21 protein-coding genes are annotated in these 20,679 nt (G+C 55.4%); 6 read left to right on the forward strand and 15 right to left on the reverse strand.

Annotated features, from left to right (window positions below; all coding sequences use genetic code 11):
• The 5 genes from IKP20_09165 to IKP20_09185 form a co-directional block, all read left to right on the forward strand.
• The coding region (locus IKP20_09165; protein ID MBR4505114.1) for a hypothetical protein at window positions 1-651 on the forward strand (651 nt) is incomplete at its 5' end.
• A 326-nt stretch (window positions 652-977) separates the two neighbouring features.
• Entirely contained in the window at window positions 978-4,169 is a 3,192-nt protein-coding gene (locus IKP20_09170) for an Ig-like domain-containing protein (protein ID MBR4505115.1), read from the forward strand.
• A gap of 141 nt (window positions 4,170-4,310) precedes the next feature.
• Window positions 4,311-5,387 (forward strand): iron ABC transporter permease, encoded by a 1,077-nt coding sequence (locus tag IKP20_09175; GenBank protein ID MBR4505116.1) that lies wholly within the window; start codon window positions 4,311-4,313, stop codon window positions 5,385-5,387.
• Entirely contained in the window at window positions 5,378-6,157 is a 780-nt protein-coding gene (locus IKP20_09180) for an ABC transporter ATP-binding protein (GenBank protein MBR4505117.1), read from the forward strand. Before IKP20_09175 ends, IKP20_09180 begins: the two co-directional genes overlap by 10 nt.
• Window positions 6,158-6,250: 93 nt before the next feature.
• Complete coding sequence (locus IKP20_09185) at window positions 6,251-6,736, forward strand: thioesterase family protein (GenBank protein MBR4505118.1); 486 nt, start codon at window positions 6,251-6,253, stop codon at window positions 6,734-6,736.
• On the opposite strand, the gene IKP20_09190 is transcribed toward IKP20_09185, so the two are convergent.
• The 15 genes from IKP20_09190 to IKP20_09260 form a co-directional block, all read right to left on the reverse strand.
• A complete protein-coding gene (locus IKP20_09190) occupies window positions 6,617-7,894 on the reverse strand; it encodes a tripartite tricarboxylate transporter permease (GenBank protein MBR4505119.1) in 1,278 nt (425 codons plus the stop codon). The genes IKP20_09185 and IKP20_09190 overlap by 120 nt on opposite strands.
• Window positions 7,895-7,943: 49 nt before the next feature.
• Window positions 7,944-8,507: a purine phosphoribosyltransferase family protein gene (locus IKP20_09195; GenBank protein ID MBR4505120.1), complete on the reverse strand. Its 564-nt coding sequence runs from the start codon at window positions 8,505-8,507 to the stop codon at window positions 7,944-7,946.
• The gene (locus tag IKP20_09200; GenBank protein ID MBR4505121.1) at window positions 8,504-9,478 is read right to left on the reverse strand and encodes a DHH family phosphoesterase; all 975 of its coding nucleotides are present in this window, start codon (window positions 9,476-9,478) and stop codon (window positions 8,504-8,506) included. Before IKP20_09200 ends, IKP20_09195 begins: the two co-directional genes overlap by 4 nt.
• A gap of 109 nt (window positions 9,479-9,587) precedes the next feature.
• Window positions 9,588-10,946, reverse strand: coding sequence for an ABC transporter permease (locus IKP20_09205; protein ID MBR4505122.1), 1,359 nt, complete (start codon window positions 10,944-10,946; stop codon window positions 9,588-9,590).
• Complete coding sequence (locus tag IKP20_09210) at window positions 10,943-11,671, reverse strand: ABC transporter ATP-binding protein (GenBank protein MBR4505123.1); 729 nt, start codon at window positions 11,669-11,671, stop codon at window positions 10,943-10,945. Before IKP20_09210 ends, IKP20_09205 begins: the two co-directional genes overlap by 4 nt.
• Before the next feature lie 432 nt (window positions 11,672-12,103).
• Complete coding sequence (locus IKP20_09215) at window positions 12,104-12,451, reverse strand: prefoldin subunit beta (protein ID MBR4505124.1); 348 nt, start codon at window positions 12,449-12,451, stop codon at window positions 12,104-12,106.
• The gene (locus tag IKP20_09220; GenBank protein ID MBR4505125.1) at window positions 12,448-12,687 is read right to left on the reverse strand and encodes a hypothetical protein; all 240 of its coding nucleotides are present in this window, start codon (window positions 12,685-12,687) and stop codon (window positions 12,448-12,450) included. Before IKP20_09220 ends, IKP20_09215 begins: the two co-directional genes overlap by 4 nt.
• A 2-nt stretch (window positions 12,688-12,689) precedes the next feature.
• Window positions 12,690-12,824 carry a DNA-directed RNA polymerase subunit P gene (locus IKP20_09225; GenBank protein MBR4505126.1) on the reverse strand — a complete coding sequence of 45 codons (135 nt, stop codon included), beginning with the start codon at window positions 12,822-12,824 and terminating at the stop codon, window positions 12,690-12,692.
• A gap of 13 nt (window positions 12,825-12,837) precedes the next feature.
• The gene (locus IKP20_09230) at window positions 12,838-13,089 is read right to left on the reverse strand and encodes a 50S ribosomal protein L37ae (protein MBR4505127.1); all 252 of its coding nucleotides are present in this window, start codon (window positions 13,087-13,089) and stop codon (window positions 12,838-12,840) included.
• Between the two features lie 5 nt (window positions 13,090-13,094).
• Window positions 13,095-13,856 carry an exosome complex protein Rrp42 gene (locus IKP20_09235; protein MBR4505128.1) on the reverse strand — a complete coding sequence of 254 codons (762 nt, stop codon included), beginning with the start codon at window positions 13,854-13,856 and terminating at the stop codon, window positions 13,095-13,097.
• Window positions 13,857-13,870: 14 nt separating this feature from the next.
• Window positions 13,871-14,608 (reverse strand): exosome complex exonuclease Rrp41, encoded by a 738-nt coding sequence (locus IKP20_09240; protein ID MBR4505129.1) that lies wholly within the window; start codon window positions 14,606-14,608, stop codon window positions 13,871-13,873.
• Window positions 14,605-15,324, reverse strand: a complete 720-nt coding sequence (locus IKP20_09245) for a S1 RNA-binding domain-containing protein (protein MBR4505130.1) — start codon at window positions 15,322-15,324, stop codon at window positions 14,605-14,607. The genes IKP20_09240 and IKP20_09245 overlap by 4 nt, the downstream gene beginning before the upstream one ends.
• A gap of 18 nt (window positions 15,325-15,342) precedes the next feature.
• A complete protein-coding gene (locus IKP20_09250) occupies window positions 15,343-16,038 on the reverse strand; it encodes a ribosome assembly factor SBDS (protein MBR4505131.1) in 696 nt (231 codons plus the stop codon).
• A 10-nt stretch (window positions 16,039-16,048) separates the two neighbouring features.
• Window positions 16,049-16,744 (reverse strand): archaeal proteasome endopeptidase complex subunit alpha, encoded by a 696-nt coding sequence (gene psmA / locus IKP20_09255; protein MBR4505132.1) that lies wholly within the window; start codon window positions 16,742-16,744, stop codon window positions 16,049-16,051.
• 90 nt (window positions 16,745-16,834) lie between these two features.
• Entirely contained in the window at window positions 16,835-17,137 is a 303-nt protein-coding gene (locus IKP20_09260) for a hypothetical protein (GenBank protein MBR4505133.1), read from the reverse strand.
• A gap of 441 nt (window positions 17,138-17,578) precedes the next feature.
• Between IKP20_09260 and IKP20_09265 the strand changes: the two genes are divergently transcribed.
• Window positions 17,579-20,674, forward strand: coding sequence for a CoB--CoM heterodisulfide reductase iron-sulfur subunit A family protein (locus tag IKP20_09265; protein MBR4505134.1), 3,096 nt, complete (start codon window positions 17,579-17,581; stop codon window positions 20,672-20,674).
• The last annotated feature ends 5 nt before the right edge of the window (window positions 20,675-20,679 follow it).

The following is a 20,679-nucleotide window of genomic DNA, read 5'->3' on the forward strand; positions in this document are numbered from 1 at the left end:
GGCAACGGTGGCAACGGTGGCAACGGTGGTACCGCTATCCAAGCGAATAGCGTGACATCGTCTCTTCCCAGCTCTTCAGTGACGATTCAAGGTGGTAACGGCGGAAACGGCGCCGATGGTGGATCTGGTGGTACTGGGACCACAGGTAGGGCCGGAGCTAATGGAAATGTATTGACCGGAGGACGTGTTGACGCTGGTACCGGAGGAACCGGAGGAAGCGGTGGAAAGGGAGGTAACGGCGGAAACGGCGGCCTTGCCATATCGTCAGGATCAAGTATCCAAGGTAACGTTAAATCTGGATCCGGAGGTAACGGCGGAAACGGCGGAACTGGCGGTAAGGGCGGAAACGGCGGAACTCCGGGTTACAGCGAGTGGACCCGTGGGGCTAACCTTGATCCAGGAAACGGCGGCAACGGCGGCAACGGCGGAAACGGCGGCAACGGCGGCAACGGTGGCAACGGCAACAGCCCTGGAACTGGAGGGGCCGGAGGTCTTGGTGGAAAAGGAGGCAACGGCGGAGCCGGAGGCCATATCCACGCCACATTCCTCTTCGGGTATTCTGAAGATGCGTACGGCAATTCTGGGAACTCTGGTGCGGACAGGTCCGGTCAAAGAGCTTCCTCTGGTGCGTCGGGCGCTTTCATGTCCTGAGCCTGACATCGGGGTGTACCTCGCAAACATTTTACGGTGAGCGGGAAGAGGCCGAGGTCGTTCTTAGCCTTCGCCCGCTCACGGGCAAATATTAGGTTTCTTTTTTTTTTGGCGGCTGCTTTTCTTCGTCCTCAATTGTATTTGTGTTTCTGGATGTTCGAGTGGCAGATTAAGCGATACAGCTGGATATATTTATTTTGGTTCAGAAAATTATGATATATGATTTAAAAAACCTAATATTATTGTTGGATAACACACATTATTAAATTTATAGTATTCCTATAATGAACAACCTGGAGTTTAACCAACAAACAGGCGGTATTCAAATGGAAAAGAATAAAATTATAGCTATTGTTGCTATCCTGATTGTTGCTTTAGCGGCGATCGCGGCAGCGGTGGTTTTAACTTCTAACAATGGGAAAGATGTCAGCGTCACCGGGGTGTCGCTTGACAAGACCTCTATTGCTTTGGACACGGGTTCAGAAACGAGGCTTACGCCGACCATTTCTCCGTCTGACGCCACCAATAAGAACGTCATTTGGAAATCTAGCAACACATCTGTAGCTACGGTATCCAACGGTGTTGTCAAAGCTGTTTCAGCGGGCAGTGCGACCATAACCGTGACTACGGACGACGGCAGCAAGACAGCGACATGCAAGGTCACTGTCAGCACTCCGGCTACAACGGTCAGTGTTACTGGCGTAGAACTTGATAAATCTACTATGGCTATCACGAAAGGTTCTTCTTCTTCGCTGACGGCCACTGTGTTGCCATCCAATGCCACCAATAAGAATGTCACATGGAAATCCAGCAATACATCTGTAGCTACGGTATCCAATGGAACTGTGACCGGTGTTTCTGAAGGAACTGCCGTCATAACTGTCACGACTGACGACGGGGCAAAAACTGCAACATGCAATGTCACAGTCAATAAAGATTACAACGGCATCGTTCTCGGCGATATAGGGACTTATGTGCCCATATACGGGAACGCGAACAACGATCTGTACATCGATGGTACCGATGTCGAGATGATCAACTCTATAATTGCTGGCACCACCAAATACAACAGTACCAACATGCCCTTCGCAGACGCCAACCTAGACGGCGCCATCGACTCGAAGGACGTCGAGATAGTGCGCAACATCATAAGCAGGACGCCCTGCGAGGTCTTCTACCAGGACTACTACGGCGACGCCACCCCGGTCAACTTCCCGCTGACCAACAGGAATATAGCCGTGACCTACTACCAGCAGGCAGAAGCCTGCGCCATTCTCGGGGTTCTTGACGATGTCAAGGTCGCGTCAAAGGCCGCCACCGTTTACGGCACAATGTGGCCCACCCTTTCCGACGGCGATACCATCGAATGGGGGACAACCGGCTCCAGCGCCATCACCGATGATGCGGTAGAGAAATTCATCGCAAACGGTGTGTCTCTGGTTGTCTGCACGCCCAGAACCGAGAACCACGATCTCGCGGTCCGCCTCCACAGCGAACGCAATATCGACTTCATACAGCTGTGGTACAACGGGAACTACTGCCTCTCTACCATCCAGACCATGGGCATCCTGATGGACAAGGAAGATAAATCCAGAGCTTACATGGAATACTGCAACAAGGTGTCGGATCTTCTCACCAGCAAAATCACCGATACCACATCCAAGAACTTCTTGGTCATGGACAAATACTATGTGGATTCCGACAAGCTCGAGCTGATGGCCAACGAGAGGCACGGAAGCTATGTCCTCGTCGACAAATATCTTGGAAATGCATATTATGAGGACGGAACCAACCAGTTCGGATTCGTCAATCATAATCTGGAATGGCTCGTTGCCAATAGCGACAAATTCGATTACATCATTTTCGCTAAATCAGGGATTTCCGGATATGCCGATGATCAGACGACAGGCACGTATTACACCCAGGAAGCCTACAACGCCGATTTCGAAAGTCAGATCGAGCCCTTCACCAAAGTAAAGGCATACAAAAACGGCAACATCGTCGGTAGCTCATATCCGAACATATTCGGGTATTCCGCTTACGCCATTCTTCCTCTGATTGCCGCCCAGGTTTATCCCGATCTCATCTCGATAGACGACGCCAGAGATCTTCTCCAGGAGTGGTTCGACAACTACAACGTCGTAGATATCGATGTGACTACGCAGGGTGCGGTTTCATACACAGGAAGTGCCTATCAGACCAGCTATCCGAAGCTCAACTCCATCAGTTATGATGATGTCACCCTCGGAGAAATCGGAACATACGTGCCCATTTACGGGAACGCGAACAATGACCTGTTCATAGACAGCACTGATGTCAGCATGCTGAATTCTATCATTGCCGGCACCACCAAATACAACAGTACCAACATGCCCTTCGCAGACGCTAACCTCGATGGCACCATAGACTCGAAGGACGTAGAGATAGTGCGCAATATAATCAGCAGGACGCCCTGCGAGGTCTTCTACCAGGACTACTACGGCGACGCCACTCCGGTCAACTTCCCGCTTACCAACAGGAACATAGCCGTGACCTATTACCAGCAGGCAGAGGCCTGCGCCATTCTCGGGGTCCTGGATGACATCAAAGTCGCGTCAAAGGCCGCCACCGTTTACGGCACAATGTGGCCCACCCTCTCCGATAGCGATACCATCGAATGGGGGACAACCGGCTCCAGCGCCATAACCGACGATGCGGTAGAGAAATTCATCGCAAACGGTGTGTCTCTGGTTGTCTGCACGCCCAGAACCGAGAACCACGATCTCGCGGTCCGCCTCCACAACGAGCAGAACATCGACTTCATACAGCTGTGGTACAACGGGAACTACTGCCTTTCGACCATCCAGACCATGGGCATCCTGATGGACAAGGAAGACAAGTCCAGGGCATACATGGAATACTGCAATGAGATCGGAGACGAGCTCAAATCCAAGATCGGCGATGCCAACAAGGACAAGAGCATACTCGTCATCAGCGGCTATGACGCCAGCAAAGACCAGATCTCAATCCTGGCCAACGAGAGGCACGGAAGCTATGTGCTCATAAACAAGTACCTCGGAAATTGCTATTACGAGGACGGGACCAACCAGTTCGGGTTCGTTTACCACAACGTAGAGTGGCTTGTCGCCAACAGCAGCAAGTTCGATTACATCGTCTTCTGCATGTCAGGGAATTCCGGATATGCTGACGACCAGTCCACCGGCACCTACTACACGCACGAGACCTACAACAAGGCTTTCGAGACCGCGATCTCCAACTTCGAGAAGACCAACGCATACAAGAACGGCAACATCGTCGGAAGCGAATACCCGAACACATTCGGCTATTCTGCCTACCCGCTGATGAAGGTCATCGCCGCGCAGATCTATCCTGACGAGTTTACTTTGGAAGACGCTCTCGCAGACCTCCAGGAGTGGTTCGACAATTACAACGTGGTCAGTCTTGATGTGAACAAGGACGGAGCCATCTCCTACACTGGAACCGAATACAAAGTCAGCTATCCTCAGATGGATATCTGATCAAAACTGCCGGGTTCGGGCGTCAAAGCCCGTTCCCGTCTTTATTGGCGGACCCCATCATCAGGGATCCGCCAGTTCCGAAGGGGCAGTCAAATGTTGGATACCAGTGAAAAAATCATCGACGATGCTGTGGACGCATGGATGGCCGATGATGTCAGAATCGAAGAGACTGTAACAAACTATCACAAAAACACGATCAAAAAAATCACGTTCATTGTATTGTGCCTAGTTGTCGCTCTGTTGGCCGCAGGGTATGCCATGACTGTCGGAGATTATCAGGTCGGATTCTGGCATACTTATGAGGTAGTGTTCGAACACCTGATGGGCAATGTTCCGGAAGCCGATGAAACCGCAGACTATCTCATATGGGGCTGGAGACTTCCGAGGATTTGTACCGGAATCCTCGCCGGAGCGGGATTGGGCGCCGCAGGGGCTGTGATGCAGAGCATCCTCCGCAACCCTCTTGCCGATCCTTATACCACAGGCATATCTTCTGGAGCCGGTTTCGGAGCCACAATTGCCATCGCGCTCGGATTCACGGTGGCCAACGGGGCATACGGAATCGTAACCAACGCATTCATATTCGCTCTAATACCTACCGCTGTCATCATAGTGGTATCGAAGATGAAGGGGGCTTCTCCGACTACTATGATCATGGCCGGAATTGCAGTCATGTATATTTTCAACGCATGCACCACGATGATAAAGCTGTGGGCGGACCCGGATAAGCTGTCTGCGATTTTTGCATGGCAGGTGGGATCCATAGATGGGGCCACCTGGGTGCAGGTCTATTTCATGGCAGGTGTCGTCATCGTCGGGTATTTCATCCTTCAGCTGATGTCGCGCAAGCTAAACGTTCTCTCCACAGGGGATGAAAGTTCCCGTTCGATAGGGGTGAACGCCAATTCCCTCAGAATCGCCTGCATGCTGCTTGTTTCCCTTCTTGCCGCTGGAGTCGTCAGTTTCACCGGGCTTATCGGATTCATAGGCCTTGTGTCTCCCCACATTTCCAGGCTGGTGATAGGGTCGGACAACAGGTTCCTCATACCCGCATCTGCCGCATTCGGAGCCGCGCTGCTCACCATCGCGGATGTCGTCGGGAGGACCGTCATTGCGCCTGCTGTCATTCAGGTCGGAGTTATCACCGCGTTCATCGGAGGTCCGATGTTCTTGTATCTCATACTTAAACAGAAGAAAGAGGCTTGGCGATGTCCATAATCAGTCTCAATAATGTGGTGTGCGGATATGGCGACGGGCGCACAGTACTCGAAGACATATCGTTCCAGATAGACAAGCCGGAGTATGTGTGCATCATCGGGCCCAACGGAGTCGGAAAATCCACTCTCATAAGGGTTGTGGACGGGCTCATCAAACCCAAATCCGGTACGGTATCCGTCTTCGACAAATACGTAGAAGAATACGATCTCCGCGATCTTTCGAAGATAATAGGATATGTTCCCGTGATATCTTCCGATTTCAATGTGATGTCCGTTCTGGATACCGTTCTGATAGGGAGATATTCCCGTCAGAAATGGAGGACTTCCAAGGAAGACATAGCCGTTGCGGTCAAAGCTCTCAAAGCGATGGAGATCGAGGACTTGGCGGAAAGGAATTTCAACGAGCTTTCCGCAGGGCAGCATCAAAAAGTATCCATAGCCAGAGGTTTGGTCCAGGAGCCCAAAATCCTGATGCTAGACGAGCCTACTGCGAATCTGGATATAAGGCATCAGATTTATGTCTCGGCGTTCCTGAGGAGGCTTTCCGATAAGACAGGGATGACCTGTTTTACCGTCAGCCACGATCTGAATCTTGCCGCCAAGTATGCTACCAAAGTCATCGTACTCCAAAGGCCCGGGAAAATCTATGCAATAGGAGAACCGAATGAAGTCATCAACGAGCAAATGATTCATGATGTCTACAATGTCGACTCGGAAATAGTCGATGACCACGGAACCCCGCATGTGATACTTCAGGGAGTTCTGAGGTGAAAACCCAGGGGGGCAGACATTCTGCTCCCCGGCCTTTCTTTCATACCAAGGGTCCATGGAATCCTAAAATACTGGCCTCTCATGCTCCAAACCATGGAAATCGGAACCAAAGGAAGGAAAACCGCGAAGGTCACGGCGGAAAACACTGCGGCCGCACTCGGAAGCGGAATGCTGGAGGTATTCGCGACCCCGGCGATGGTCGCTCTGATCGAAGCCACCGCATCGGAGAGCGTGGCATCCCAGCTTCCGGAAGGGCAGAGCACCGTAGGGGCCCATCTTGGCTTAGCCCATTCGGCCCCGTCCCCGATAGGCGCAGAGATCGTCTGCGAGACCGAACTCATCGAGGTCGACCGCAGGAGACTCGTATTCAAGGTTCAGGTCAGTGACGGATGCGGCGAGATAGGTTCCGGAACCCACGAGCGCTTCGTGGTGGACGATGCCCGTTTCATGTCCAAGGCATCATCCAGGCTGCGATCGCAGCTGCATGATCAGCACCGGGAACAGCAGGCATCCGCACAGAATCGTCCTGTCTGTGCCGAATGCCTGAGGCATGGACCCGACCAACGCGGATATCGCTAGTACGGCCAACCCGAAGGGCCCGGTCAGAAGAAGCACCAGAACAGAGGTGAGTGCGAGGACGCCTTTGTTCAGCTTCTTTTGGTCGATGCGGCTGGCAGCCGACGAGAGAACTCTCCCTGCCGTCACCGTCAAATAATAGCCGAGCAGAGAGCCAATCGCGGCCGCCACCAGAAGCATCAGGAACGCCTGCGATGCCGTTCCCGAAAGCGAATTCCCGGTGATCTCGCCTATCGCCAAGGCTGTGCCGGATCTGCCGCTCCCCGAGACGGACAGCGTCACTATCGAGAGGACCGCCGTCACCGATCCTATCGAAGCTACAGAAGCGATGAACCTTTCCGGTCTGTTCTCAGGCATGAAGCAGGCGGATATGGATGCGCCGACGGTCGAAGTGATTCCAGGGAACCATCCTGCCACGCATCCCATCAGCACGCCCTTCAGACCAGCCGCGGCCACCTCCGGGTCGGAGCATTCTCTCTGCGCCGGCATCCTGCCCTCAGAAGCGGCGGTCAACATCGCCGGCACCCCGAACAGGCCTGACAGCATGGGGAACATCAGCGACCCCTCGCCGAACAGACCGTGCGAAGGAATCGGGAGCCACATCACCGCCGCCCCCAGCGCCCCCGATACGATGAATGCAATGGTCCCAGGCACTCCGCTCCCTTTTCTGAACTGAGATATTATCAGCACAGTCGCCGCCCCAGCAACCGCCAAGGGAGTCATGCCGCTGAGGATCCCATCCAACCCTGAGCGAAGGGCATATTGCAGCGGCAAGGCCATCAGGATTGCGCAGGAAGTGCCGATCAGGCTTCCTATCGCCGCCGCTCTGACGGCTTCCATCCCTCTTCCCTGCAGCAGCAGTCTGTGGCCCGGCAGCACCGAAACGGAATCCTCGGAATCGGGCGCTCCTATGAACACAGACGGGATGAAATCGAGGAACGAATGCGTCACGGATGCCGCCATTATGCAGCAGCAGACGCCCATCGCGGCGCCTTCCGTCCCGGCGAACGGCGATATGGAAGCCTCAAGGGCGGGATAGGATGCGAGAAGGATGGCGGCCAGGGTGTTCACGTGAATCCCCGGCACCAATCCGCTGAACGTGCCGAGGCCGGCGCCAGCGGCGGAAAGCAGAAGGCAGATAGCTGCCAGGGCGAGGTCCATGGCGGCCCTCTCTCCCTGGCAAGCGATAAATCAGTCGCGTGCGCGTGCGTTATCTGATGAAAGGTTTGGTGCCGTCCAATCCGATGGAGAGCAGTGATTTTATCGGGGCTCCGGCCCTGGCAGACAATTCAGACAGATCCTCCGGCATGGAATAAGCGGTTATTATCTCGGCCACTTCGCCCCCGGCTTTTCTCACGGCTTCGGCTATGGCCACCAAGGTGCCGCCGGTATCGACGACATCATCCACTATCATCACCTTCATCCCGGGGCGGACGCCGTTGAGGAACATCTTGGAATGGGAATATCCCGTCTTCTGCGTCAGTTTGATCTCGCCGGGAAGCCCGTAGGATTTCTTTCTGACGACCGAGAAAGGCTTGCCGGTCTTCAGCGATATAGCCGTCCCCAACGGTATCCCCATGGCCTCCGGCGCGAGTATCATGTCGAAATCACCTTTCGACAGAGATATGATCCCGTCCGCGGTCTCGTTCAGAACGGCCGGATCAACGGACGGGACGCCGTCGCTGATGGGGTTCTGGAAATAGTTGTAGCCGTTCCGGTCTTTGACCGTGCTTGACAGGTAGCATTCCCTCAGCAGAGGATAGTCCGTGCTCATGGTCTCTCCTCTTCCGCAGCCATCTCCCTGGCTTTGATCTCCCTCATGACCTCCATGGACTTCAGGGAGCAGATGTGCAGCATCGCTTCGACATCCCCTATGCCGGAGATCCCGGCGGCGCCGGCGTGCCCGCCACCGGTGCTTTCCGTCTCCACGCCGGCTGAGCACATGATAGAGCCCAGGTCTATGCCCTTTCTGACCGCATCCTGCGTTGCCCTGCCGCTCAGGCGGAATTCGTCGTCCCTCTGGGAACCGGCGAATGCGATGTCCGCACCGGCGCCAAGAAGGGCCCTGCATACAGACGATTCGAAGCTCCCTGCCACCGTGGTGGCGACGACCAAAGTCCCCACGCGATCGAATTTCACGCGCTCCATCGCTTTCAGCATGGCCACCCTCTCGGAGATGCTCACCGGAGCTCTGGTGAATTCCAAGGCTTCGTCCATCTGGATTCCGGATCCTTCCATAAGAGCCGCGAACGCGCGCAAGGTACGGGGATCGGCGAACTGGAATCCGCCGCTGTCGGTGATCATGCCTCCGAGAAGCATCATCGCAGCCTCCTTGGAAGGTTTCTTTCCGGCTCTCAGATAAAAATCCAATATGATTTCGCAGCACGATACGCGGGTCTCGTCGCGGAACATCGGATGCCCTTCCCAGCCGCCGGTGTCGCGGTGATGGTCGATCACGACCGCATCCGAAGGTATCGTCTGATCGGTCTCCAGCTGCTCCGGGGCGGACGTGTCCACGACAACCGCCAGCTCGTATGAGCTTATGTCGCATTCTTCGAGGGCGATCATGCCGGCTTTCTCCGATGCGATCTTGGCGATCCGGTCCATCCCATTGGGGGCGAACACTTCCGCGGGAGGGAAGAGCTCCGCCAATGCGTAGGCCGATCCGATCGCGTCCATGTCGGCGTTTCCGTGCACCAGTATGACCTTTCTTTTGCCTTCCAGCAGGGAGGCGATGTTATCCATGGGCCGTCTATTGCGCGGAATGTATTTGTTATTTGAGTGGGAAACGGCCCGTCATCCGTCCGGACCGCCCAAAAAGATTGGGAAGAGGTTTGCCGGGGTCTCCCCCAGCTCATTTCCTGCCGAACAGCCTTTGCACGAAGCCGTTCTGCCCCAGGCCGGTCACCAATATGTCCGAGTTGTACAGCCTAACGGTTACCATGATGGCTACGAATGCGAATGCCGCCATGTATCCTATGCCCGAGAAGACCAGCGCGTAATCGTTGTACATCAGGGCCTCCACGGCGATCATCGGGTGCGAGAACGGTATTATGAACAGCAGCGCCTGCACCAGCGCCGAGGATCCGTACCATCCGGAGAACATGATGATGAACATGGGGATCATGGCCAGGATGCTTATGGGCAGCGTCATGGTCTGGGCGGACTTGTTGTTCTTGGCGAACGCTCCCAGAATCATGCACAACCCGAGGGCGCAGATGATCGAGAGGAACATCGACACCATCAGGAAAGCGTAATCCTGCAGCCCGAGGCCGAGCCCGATGCTTTCCAGGCTGACTCCTGAAGTTATCTCCGACGTCAGGGCGTTCATGTAGAAGCTCATCCCGAACATGTATGCCAGGCCGTATATCAGGCCCACCAGCGCCGCGGCGATGATCTTCCCGGTGACAATCGTCGTTCTTCTTATGGGCATTGTGAGGAGCGTTTCCAGCGTCTTGTTCTCCTTTTCGGAGCCCATCGAGCTTATCACGATGCTCCCGACCATCATTATGATGATCATGATCACCATGGGGACCAGCATCGTCTGGCTGGATACCTGGTTCGCTATCGCGGCCGGGGTCACATCCTTCACATAGTTCCCGTTGACCATGGTGCCTATGTCGTTCGTCTTTATCGGATCGATATAGAACGCATAGTCCTTTTGGCCGAATTCCTCGGTCAGCAGCGCCCTGGACAGGAGGACGTTCAGAGACGACACTACGGTGGACGCGACCGACGACGGGGCGGTGCCGAACATCCCGGTGGGTTCGTATATGTAGAACTGTTCCAGGCTGGCCTGCGTTTTGCTGGCTATGGAGCTCGCGAAATTGTCCGGCACAATCATGGCGCAGGCGGTGCCCGCCGATTTCATCTTAGATTGGAGGTCATCATAGTCGATATTCCCGCCGGCGTCTTTGGTGGACGTCAGTTTTATGATGTAATCGCTGACGGACGCGCCCTCCGGGATGGATGACGAATAGATCAGTTCCACGCTCCTTTCGAGGTTCCAGGAGGTCCCGTCAGGAAGGGTCACCTCTCCGTTATCTCCGTCTACAACCGAAATCGCCGGGAGGATCTTGGCCTTCTCCACCTCGCCGCCGATGAGCCCCCCAAGCATCGCGAAAAGCACCATCATAAGCACGACCGAGATCACGGATCCCGGCGTCAGGAGCTCTTTCAGCTCTTTCTTCACTATGTTGGTAAGATGGCTCATGCGTTTTTCACCGCCTTCACAAAGACTTCCTCGAGGTTATCCGCATTGAACTGTTTCTTCAGATCCTCAGGCGTCCCCATCAGGATGATGTTCCCGTGGTCCATCATAGCGACCCTGTCGCAGAGCATGTCGACCTCGAACATATTATGGGACGACATTATCACCGTCACGCCGCTTTTCGATATGTCTCTGATGAGCTCTCTGATTTCGAAGGCGTTGATGACGTCCAATCCCGAGGTCACTTCATCCATGATGGCCAGCTTGGGGGACGGCATCACCGCCCTGGCTATGAGCAGCCTGCGCATCATCCCTTTGCTGTAGGTGTCGACCTTGGAGTCTATTCTTTCCCCCAAGTCAGCTATTTCGATGCCTTTGTCGCACATCTCTTTCTGCGTCTCGCCGGACGCGTAGAATTTCGATATGAAATCCAGGTATGCGCGGCCGGTGAGGTCTTTGTATGCGCCCGCATCCTCCGGGAGGTAGCTGATTATCTCCCTGACCTTGTCCGGCTCCGCAGCCACGTCATATCCGCAGACTTTTATCGTACCCGACGTTATGCGCAGGATGGTAGATATCATCCTCAGCGTGGTGGTTTTCCCCGCGCCGTTGTGCCCGATTAGCCCGAAGATCTCGCCTTTCCTGACGTTCAGCGATATCCCATGCACGGCTTCTCTGTTGCCGTAGGATTTATGCACGTCATCTAGGACCAATGCATATTCAGACATCCGCTTTTCTGCGGTGTCATTTCCGTTCTCCATGCTATCTCCCTGCCTCCATGCCGCTGCGATAGATTCGGCGGCACGCATTTCTGACCGGATTATGCGTCTGGTTACTTAATGTTCATCATATTTTCGAATCATTTTCGAAGAAGGTAAGGGCCAGGGGCCGCATGCCAAACTGACCCTGGCCCTCGAATCGATACGCCTGATGGCTGAGCTTCTGGGTCTTGTCTTCCGCTGAGGAAGGCAGCAAACCCCTTGCGGGTTCCTGCGGGGGCCTGCAGGATTCGGATTGGAATCCCTTGTCGCGACCTTATAATTATTGCCTGGCTGTTTTCGGCGTTCCAATTCGGCCGTCCATCGCGTCTGCAACAATTATCGCCCAAGAATCGCTGTGAAAAGGGAAAAAACCGCGGGAATCCCGCGGAAGGGGACGATTTATGCCTGGGTCCTGCCCATGGCGGCGTTGATCGTCTCTTGGAGGGATTGGAACCTCTCTCTCAGTCCGCTCTCCTGGCGGGCGAGGGATCCGATCCTCACGTCCATGAGCTCGATGGACTCCTCAAGCTCGCTTCTCAGGGCCTGGACGTCCTCGACCTTTATCAGGAGGGTCCCAACGGATTTGTAGACCGCTCCGGAACTCTTGCCGAGCTCCTCGAGGGTTCTCTCCATCTCGCGCTTCTGGGAGTCCATCTGCGCCTTTTGGCTTGAGATGGCCTGAAGCTGCTGCTGGACCTGCTGGAACTGCGCTATCTGATTCTGCAGTTGGGGGCTGATACCGTTCATTGTCTTACTTCCGTGAGTCTGTGGATGTCTTCGATTATCCTGATGCATTCCAGATATGAATTGAGCGCTGCCCTCATGGATGTGGCATCGGCGGCTTTGATGCGTATGACGGTGGCCTCCCCATCGGAAACGATTTCCGTCTCCGTGCGGGGAAGCTCCCGTCCCGCCTCAGGGCCGATGGAAGGCAAGGTCGCTTCGGCGGCATCGCCTTCGATCCTGAGTTCGGCGCTGTACATGCTCAGTCCGAATACAGGGTCTTCTTCGTGGAAGGCCTTTCCTTGAAGAATATCTTGGACCCGCATTTCTCGCACTGAAGTCCGAGGGTTTTCGGGTCGCTCCTGACAGGTTCGTTGCATTTGGCGCATCTGTACAATCGGATCACCCGTTCACTGCTCGGAAACCTTGGAGATCTCTTTCTTCGCGTAGGGGCTGTATGCCTCGGCGGCGAATTTGGTTCCGCAGCGTCTGCAGGACCAGATGCCGGAGCTGACCCTCTTCACGGACTCGTGGTGGCAGACGGGGCACTCGTGCTTCGCTTTCTGGCTGGCCTCGATGGTCTTGACCCTGTTGCGAACGATGACTCCGTACCTGGCGCCGAACCTTCCTGCGCTCCCTACTTTGACTGTTCTTTTTGACATCTTAATCACCCGATGATTTTCCTGATCTCAGCACCCTTTTCCACGGCCCTGTCCAGACAGAGGCTCAGTTCGTCCAGGGTGATCGATCCGCATCCTCCTTTCTGCATTGCCCTGAAATTGCCGTTGTCATCAGTGGTGACGGTCAAGCGGGCGGTTGAAATCTGCTCTTCGTCGAAATTTGGGTCTACTATTAAAGTGTTTCCGACCTTCGATTCCGTAACGGATATGGGGGTGCAAGTGACCGGCAGAGGTTTGTCCTCGCCCTTGCCGTATTGGGCGCAAGGGATGGTGGCGGTCTTGAGGGCCGAAACGGCCGCGAGGTTGGCGGCATCGAAAAGGTTGCCGTCGTAGTCATGGACGTAGATGTCCACGAAGCACATCCAAACCTCCTCTCCGGGGGTTATGCACAGGGCCTCGACGTCTACCATGCCGGATTCGCGGATTCCGCGGTCGACGACGCGGGCGAGTTCGATCGCGTCCTCTCCGGGGGGTCCGGATTCGAACGAGGGGTGCGCCATGGGCAGGAATTCCGCTCCGGTGGTGAGCACGCCGATGTTGGGGGTGTCCGCGAACGGGGTGCCGGGGATGATCTTCACTCCGGCCATGACTTTGGTGTTCCCGAGGTACACTCCGGCGGATCCGTCGGCGCTCTCTATGCAATCGGTCTCGATTTTGATGTTCCTGTAATCGGTGGTCCCGCGGCCGTCCTCTCTCTTCCCGTCTTCGAGAAGCTTCATGATGTGGTCGCGCTTAATATCGGACATTATCTCGCTGCCCATGCTCACTCACTCTCCTCGGCGGGTTTGGAATAGCGCCTCTTCAGGGCGTCCTTTTGGAGGTCATAGACTTCGTGGCATGCCCCGACCGCCAGCTCTATGGCGCGGTCGAATTCCTGGCGGGTCATGTTCCCGTCCATCTGGAGCAGCACTATTTCGTCTGTGGAAGGAATTATCGCGATGGGGACGTCGGCCTGGCCGTAGTTGTCCTCCTCTTTGTTGAGGTCCAGGAGCACGTGCCCGTCGGCTTTCCCGGCCGCGATGGCGGGGACGATGTCCCTCATGGGGATGCCGGCATCCGCGAGGGCAACCGATGCGGCGGTGAGCCCGGCGCACCTGGTCCCGGCGTTGGCCTGCAGAATCTCGATGTAGACGTCGATGGAAGCCCTGGGGTAGAGCTCGGTGAGGACGACTTTCTCCAGAGCCTCGGAGATGAGCTTGGAGATTTCGACGGACCTTCTGTCCGGGCCCGGCCTCTTCCTGTCGCTTACGGAGTAGGCTTCCATGTTGTATTTGCACTGCACGATCGCCTTGGTGGGGTTCTGCAGATGCCTGGGGTGGCACTCCCTCGGCCCATATACGGCCGCGAGGACCTTGTTCTTGCCTATTTCCACGTATGCGGAGCCGTCGGCGTTGTGCAGCACTCCGGCTTCCACTTTGATCTGCCTGTGCTCCTCGGCGGTGCGCCCGTCGATCCTCATTCCGTTCTCGTCAACCAATACCATATCAGTATGTCCGCTCATTGTAAGTCCTCCTCCTCTTCGTATTCGTCCTCTTCCTGGGGGAGCTCGCTCTCTATGTATTCTCTGACCCTATCCGTGAGATTGCTGGCCTGGGCCTTGGCCTCTATCATTTTCACCGCTTGGGCGGCGACATCAGCGTTTCTGTCGTCCCCGTCTATCCATATCATGCCGTTCTGCCCAACGGTGATGCGGCAGTCGGTCATGTTCTTCAGCATGGAGATCATCGATCCGCTCTTGCCTATGATCCTGGATACCTTGGAATGGGAGATCTTGACGAGCCTCCCGCCCTCCAGCCTCCTGAGGCCGGAATCCTTCATGGTGACGTTGATCTTCTTGCTCTCGTCGACGGACAGGACCTTGAGCAGGACGACCTGTCCCATATTCAGATATCTGGATGTGTCTCCGAACTCCACTTTCCACGGCACTTCGTTGACGTGGAGGGGAGCGGGATACGGCGCGCAAATGTCAATCAGCCAGTTGGAGGGGCCGATGTCCACGATGATGCCGATCACGGTATCCCCTGACGTCGGCATGTAGCATCCCCTCAGGGGTATGACCCCGACCGTGTTCTGGAAGACGTTTCTGACGCCCATGACGCTGGCGCGGACTTTGCCGTCGAACACGTAAGCGTTCTCGCCGGGCTTCATCCCAGATCCGTCAAGAACATCGCCCGGGACGACGATCTCGCGCGTCTGCCTGGCATTTCTCTTTTCCATCTGTTATCACTCTCATTGTCACTTAAGCAGTTTCACGGATGCTGTTCCTTTCGTCTTATGCTTCAGCTTGTCCGTGATTTCGTTGGTCAGCCCGCCGGGGATCTCCATAACCCCGATCCATGAGCCGTCCGAGGTCCACTCCTCCCTTTCGACGATCCCGTAATGGATCAGATCGTCGTAGCAGCGGCCATAGTCCGAGCCATTCAGTTTGATGGCTATGCGGCTTTTCTCGAATTTTATGGGGATCATCGGCCTGAGAAGCTTCATGGCATCATCGATCTCCTTCTGAAGGGGTTTGAAGGGATCGACGCGGAATTTGGCCTCATCGAGAGCGAGCTGGATCCTCAGAGGCGGGTGCGGGGTATGGGTCTGGGGGTTGATGGCGTTGGATGCTATGTACGCGATAACCTGTTGCCTCTTGGCTTCGAGCATTTCCTTGCGCTGCTCCGCGGTTATCTGTATCTCGCCCTTTTCCGCTATCTTCCTCGCGATCTCGCCGATATCGTCGGTTCCGAACGCCTCTTTGATCTTGTCTTCCGCGGGTTTGGTCCCTTTGCTGGCGTTTTTGAAGACTTCCTCGACGGCCATGTATTCTACTATGTCAAACTCCTTTCCCTGCTTGATCAAATCCACTACCTTGGGGTCAAGTAGGATCTCGAACGTTTCGCCGTGGGTCTCAAGTTTGGCTGTTATCGCGTCGTCGAGGCTGACCATTTCGATGCCTTCATTGTTTGTTGGCGATGATCTCCGCGATCTCGGATCCGGAGAGTCTCCTGAATTTCTTGCCTTCCTCGGCAACGCTGATCTCGATGGAGTCCGCTTTGGGCTCCTCTTCGATGGCGGCTTCGAGGGCTTCGAGGCCGACTTTCATCGCTTTGGAGAATTCCATGTCGTCTTCGTACTCTTTCTCGAGGACTTCGACCGCGGCCGCGCGTCCGATTCCCATGCAGGTCGCTTTGTATGCCACGAGCGCCCCTGAAGGGTCCGTCTCGAAGAGGTGCACGCCAAGCTCATCGCTTCCGGCGACGAGGAGGGCGGTCCCGAAGGGGCGGTATCCTCCCTGGGTGTATTGCTGTTTGGCGTCGCAGATCTCCTTCACGAGCATCTCGACGGACATGTTCTCGCCGAAATTGACCCTGTGGTCCTCGGAAACTCTTCTGGCGTAATCCACGAGAACCCTGGCATCAGCAACGAGACCAGAGGTCGCGCATCCGGTGTACTCATCGATCTGGTGGATTTTCTCGGTGGATTTGGGTTCGATGAGCCTGTTCAGGGATCTTCTGTCCACGATGAGCGCGACTCCGCCTTTGTACTTGATTCCAATGGTTGACGATCCTTTTTTGACGGCTTCGCGGGCGTATTCCACCTGGAAAAGCCTTCCGTCCGGGGAAAAGATGTTGGTTCCTTTGTCGTATGCCATCTGCCCAGGTTGCATTCTTTCAACTCCTTATTAACGGGTGCGTGAAAACATGGCCGATATAAAGACGTTTAGCAGGGTTGCGTCCCGCCTTCATTTCTTCCTTTTGCGGGGGACTCTGAGGTCCGGGTCCAAGTCGCGGAGGGAGCGGAGGGTCCCAGACGTTCTGAGCGATTTCGATCCCCCGAAAGATGATGAGATCGCGGAGACCGCCGCCTCCCTGTCGGCCGGCGAGCACCTTATGACGGCTTTGCCTTTGCCGCAGGTTATCGCTTTGGCGCTTGGAACGGGGGGTTCCGCCTTTTCGAGGGCCATAACTATGCCGTCGCGGTCGGTGCCTTCGGGCACTTCGAACGATATGTAGCGGCGCCTCCCCCGGACGGATTTCACGGTCATGCCGGCTCCCAGCCCCTCATCGGTTATAATGGTTGTCAGACATGCCGACGGCAGTGTCCCGTTTTCGCGTAGTTTTGGCGGCATTGGCGGAAACTTATTACGAATTTATTATTAGTAATACTATATGTTGGATGTCGGTCCATCCATCATTGACCATAGCCAGACTTTGAACCCCTTATCTTTTTTTCGAAACCTTATATTTAAACGATTATATGGATATTACATCCAATCCATAATTACTTATAATTTTCAGCTTTCCAAAACCGATTTTTTTCTACAATAATATTGGTAGCATTATCAAAACAGACAATATCAAAAAATGGGATTCTTGAACTATCTGGCTATTATTATTTTTAGTCAATCCTAAATATTTTTTTTATTGGTAGATAATAAAAGTCTGCCGAAATTTCTATAAAAATTTTGTTTCGATGCCCTTATTATATGGAACCAACTACCCCCAACTGTTCCAAACACCAGTTGGTATACGGAGGCAATGATTTGAGCAAATCGGCATTGGTTATCGGTGGAGGAATCGCTGGAATCCAGGCTTCGTTGGATCTTGCGGACCGCGGTATTCATGTCTACCTGGTAGAGAAAGACCCTACCATCGGTGGAAAGATGTGCCGTCTGGACAAGACTTTCCCAACGAACGACTGTTCCGCGTGTATTCTCTCGCCTAAAATGGCTGACTGTAGCGGACATCCCAACATCGACGTTCTCACCTATCACGAGGTTCTGAAAGTCGATGGAGCGGCCGGAGACTTCAAAGTCACCGTCCTCAAGAAAGCGAGATACGTCAACCCCAGCGAGTGTACTGGTTGCGGCGACTGTATCGCTAAATGTCCCGTGAAAAATGTTCCTGACGAGTATGAGTTCGGACTCGTCAACAGGAAAGCTATCTACATCCCCCACGCGCAGGCTGTGCCCCGCGTCGCAGTAATCGACAAGACGAAGTGCATGAAGCTCACCAAAGACAAGTGCGGAAACTGCGCCAAAGTCTGCGGAAAAGGAGCCATCCACTACGATGACAAGGACGAGGAGATCGTCCTCGAAGTCGGTTCCATCGTTGCCGCCCCCGGATTCCAGATCTGGGACGCCAACATCGCAACCGAGTACGGGTACGGCAGATACAAGAACGTCGTCACCGCTATCGAGTACGAGAGGATGATGTGCGCTTCCGGACCTGACAAGGGTCACATTACTATCCCCTACTCCAAGATTGACCCCAACACCAAAGCCCACCCGACCAAGATCGCATACATCCAGTGCTGCGGATCCAGGTCCGAGAAGAAAGGCTGGAAGAAATACTGCTCGTCCGTGTGCTGCATGTACGCCACCAAACAGGCCATGATCACCAAAGAGCACGGCGACGTCCAGGAAGACATCTTCTTTATGGACATCAGATCCTACGGAAAGGAGTTCGAGGCCTATATTATCAGAGGTCAGGAGCAGTACGGCATCAACATGCACAGGGGAGCCCGCGTGTCCAACATCGAGGAGGACCCCGAGACGCACGCCCTCACCATCAACTACACCGACGACCAGAACAACGGAGTTTCCGAGACCTTCGACATCGTCGTTCTGTCCATCGGACTCGCTCCTCCAGTCGGAGCCGAAGAATTCGCCAAGACCCTCGGCATCGAGCTGAACGAGTACGGATTCTGCAAGACCTCCGTCTTCAAGCCTCTCGAGACCACCAGGCCCGGAGTCTTCGTCACCGGAGCTTTCGCAGCCCCCAAGGACATCCCCACCTCCGTCGCCGAAGCCTGCGGTGCTTCCGCCAAGGCCGGAGCATGGATCGTCAAGAAAGACTTCAAGCCCTGCGCGCCCAAAGAGTATCCCCCAGAGAAGGATGTCTCCGGACAGGAGCCTCGCATCGGAGTCTGGGTCTGCCACTGCGGTATCAACATCGGATCTGTGGTCAAGGTCCCCGAGGTCGTCAAATACGCCAAGACCCTGCCCAACGTGGTCCTCGCTGAGGAGACACAGTACGCCTGCGCCCAGGACTGCCTCAACTCGATCTCGACCGCGATCAAAGAGCAGAACCTGAACAGAGTCGTCGTTGCGTCATGCACCCCCAGGACCCACGAGCCCCTCTTCAGAGAGGCATGCAGGGACGGTGGGCTGAACAAATACCTGTTCAACATGGCCAACATCCGTGACCAGTGCTCTTGGATCCACATGCACGAGCCCGACGCGGCCACCAACAAAGCGAAAGACCTCCTCAGGATGGCCCTCGCCAAAGCCGCTCTCCTCGAGCCTCTCGTCGGTTCCGAGATACCCGTCACCAACGCCGCCGCCGTCATCGGAGGAGGAATCACCGGTATGAACGCCGCCCTCGACATCGCCGCTCAGGGATACCCCGTGCACCTCGTCGAGAAGGAGAAGGAGCTGGGAGGATTCGCCCGCAACTTCAGGTTCAAAGAGGATGGCGTCTCCGTCTGCGACTATCTCAAAGAGCTCATCGCGAAAGTCGAGAAATGCCCCCTCATCACCGTCCACAAAGGCGTGACCGTGCTCGACATCCCCGGATTCGTCGGAAACTTCACCCTCAGGCTCTCGGACGGAAAAGACTACCCCGTCGGAGGCGTCCTCTTCGCCGTCGGTGCGACCCCCTACAAGCCCACCGAGTTCAACTACGGAAAGGACCCCAAGGTCATGACCCAGATCGAAGCCGAGCAGAAGATCGCCGCCGGAGACTTCAAAGCCCAGAACGTCGCGCTCATCCAGTGCGTCGGTTCCAGGAACGACGACGTCCACTACTGCTCTCGCGTCTGCTGCGCTTCTTCGCTCCGCATCGCGATCAAGATCAAGATGGCCAACCCGATGGCTAACGTCACCGTGTTCCACAAGGACATCAGGACCTACGGATTCCGCGAGGAGCTCTACCAGAAAGCTTCCATGGTCGGAGTCAGGTTCCTCAGGTACCCCGTGGACAACAAGCTCCCCGACTACGACGGCAGCTGCGTCAAGGCCTACGACGCCACTCTCGGACAGGACCTTTCAGTCCCCGTCGACGCCGTCATCCTCGCCGCCGGAGTCCAGCCTGACAGGGAGAACAAGGAGAACCTCGCCAAGATGGTCAAGGTCCCCATATCCAAGGACGGATTCTACTTCGAGGCCCACCAGAAGCTCAGGCCCGTCGACTTCGCCACCGAAGGTGTCTATGTCGCTGGAGCCGCACACTGGCCCAAATTCATGGACGAGTGCATCGCCCAGGCTTCCGGAGCCGCTTCCAGGATGCTGACCGTCATCTCCAAGGACAAGCTCATCTCCGAAGGTATCGTCGCCGGAGTCAACGCCGCGCTGTGCGACGGATGCGGAGTCTGCGTCGGATGCTGCGACTACAACGCCGTGGCCCTCGTCAAGCAGGAGGACGGATCCTTGAAGAGCGAAGTCAACGCCGGTCTGTGCAAGGGATGCGGAAGCTGCGTCGCCTCATGCCCGTCCGGTGCCCTTGAGCAGAGAGGATTCAGAGGCAAGCAGATCATCGCAGAGATCGACGCATGCCTTGACTACCCCGTCGGAGGAGAGTGATTCCA

This window comes from Candidatus Methanomethylophilaceae archaeon (genome assembly GCA_017524805.1).
GTDB lineage: Archaea > Thermoplasmatota > Thermoplasmata > Methanomassiliicoccales > Methanomethylophilaceae > Methanoprimaticola.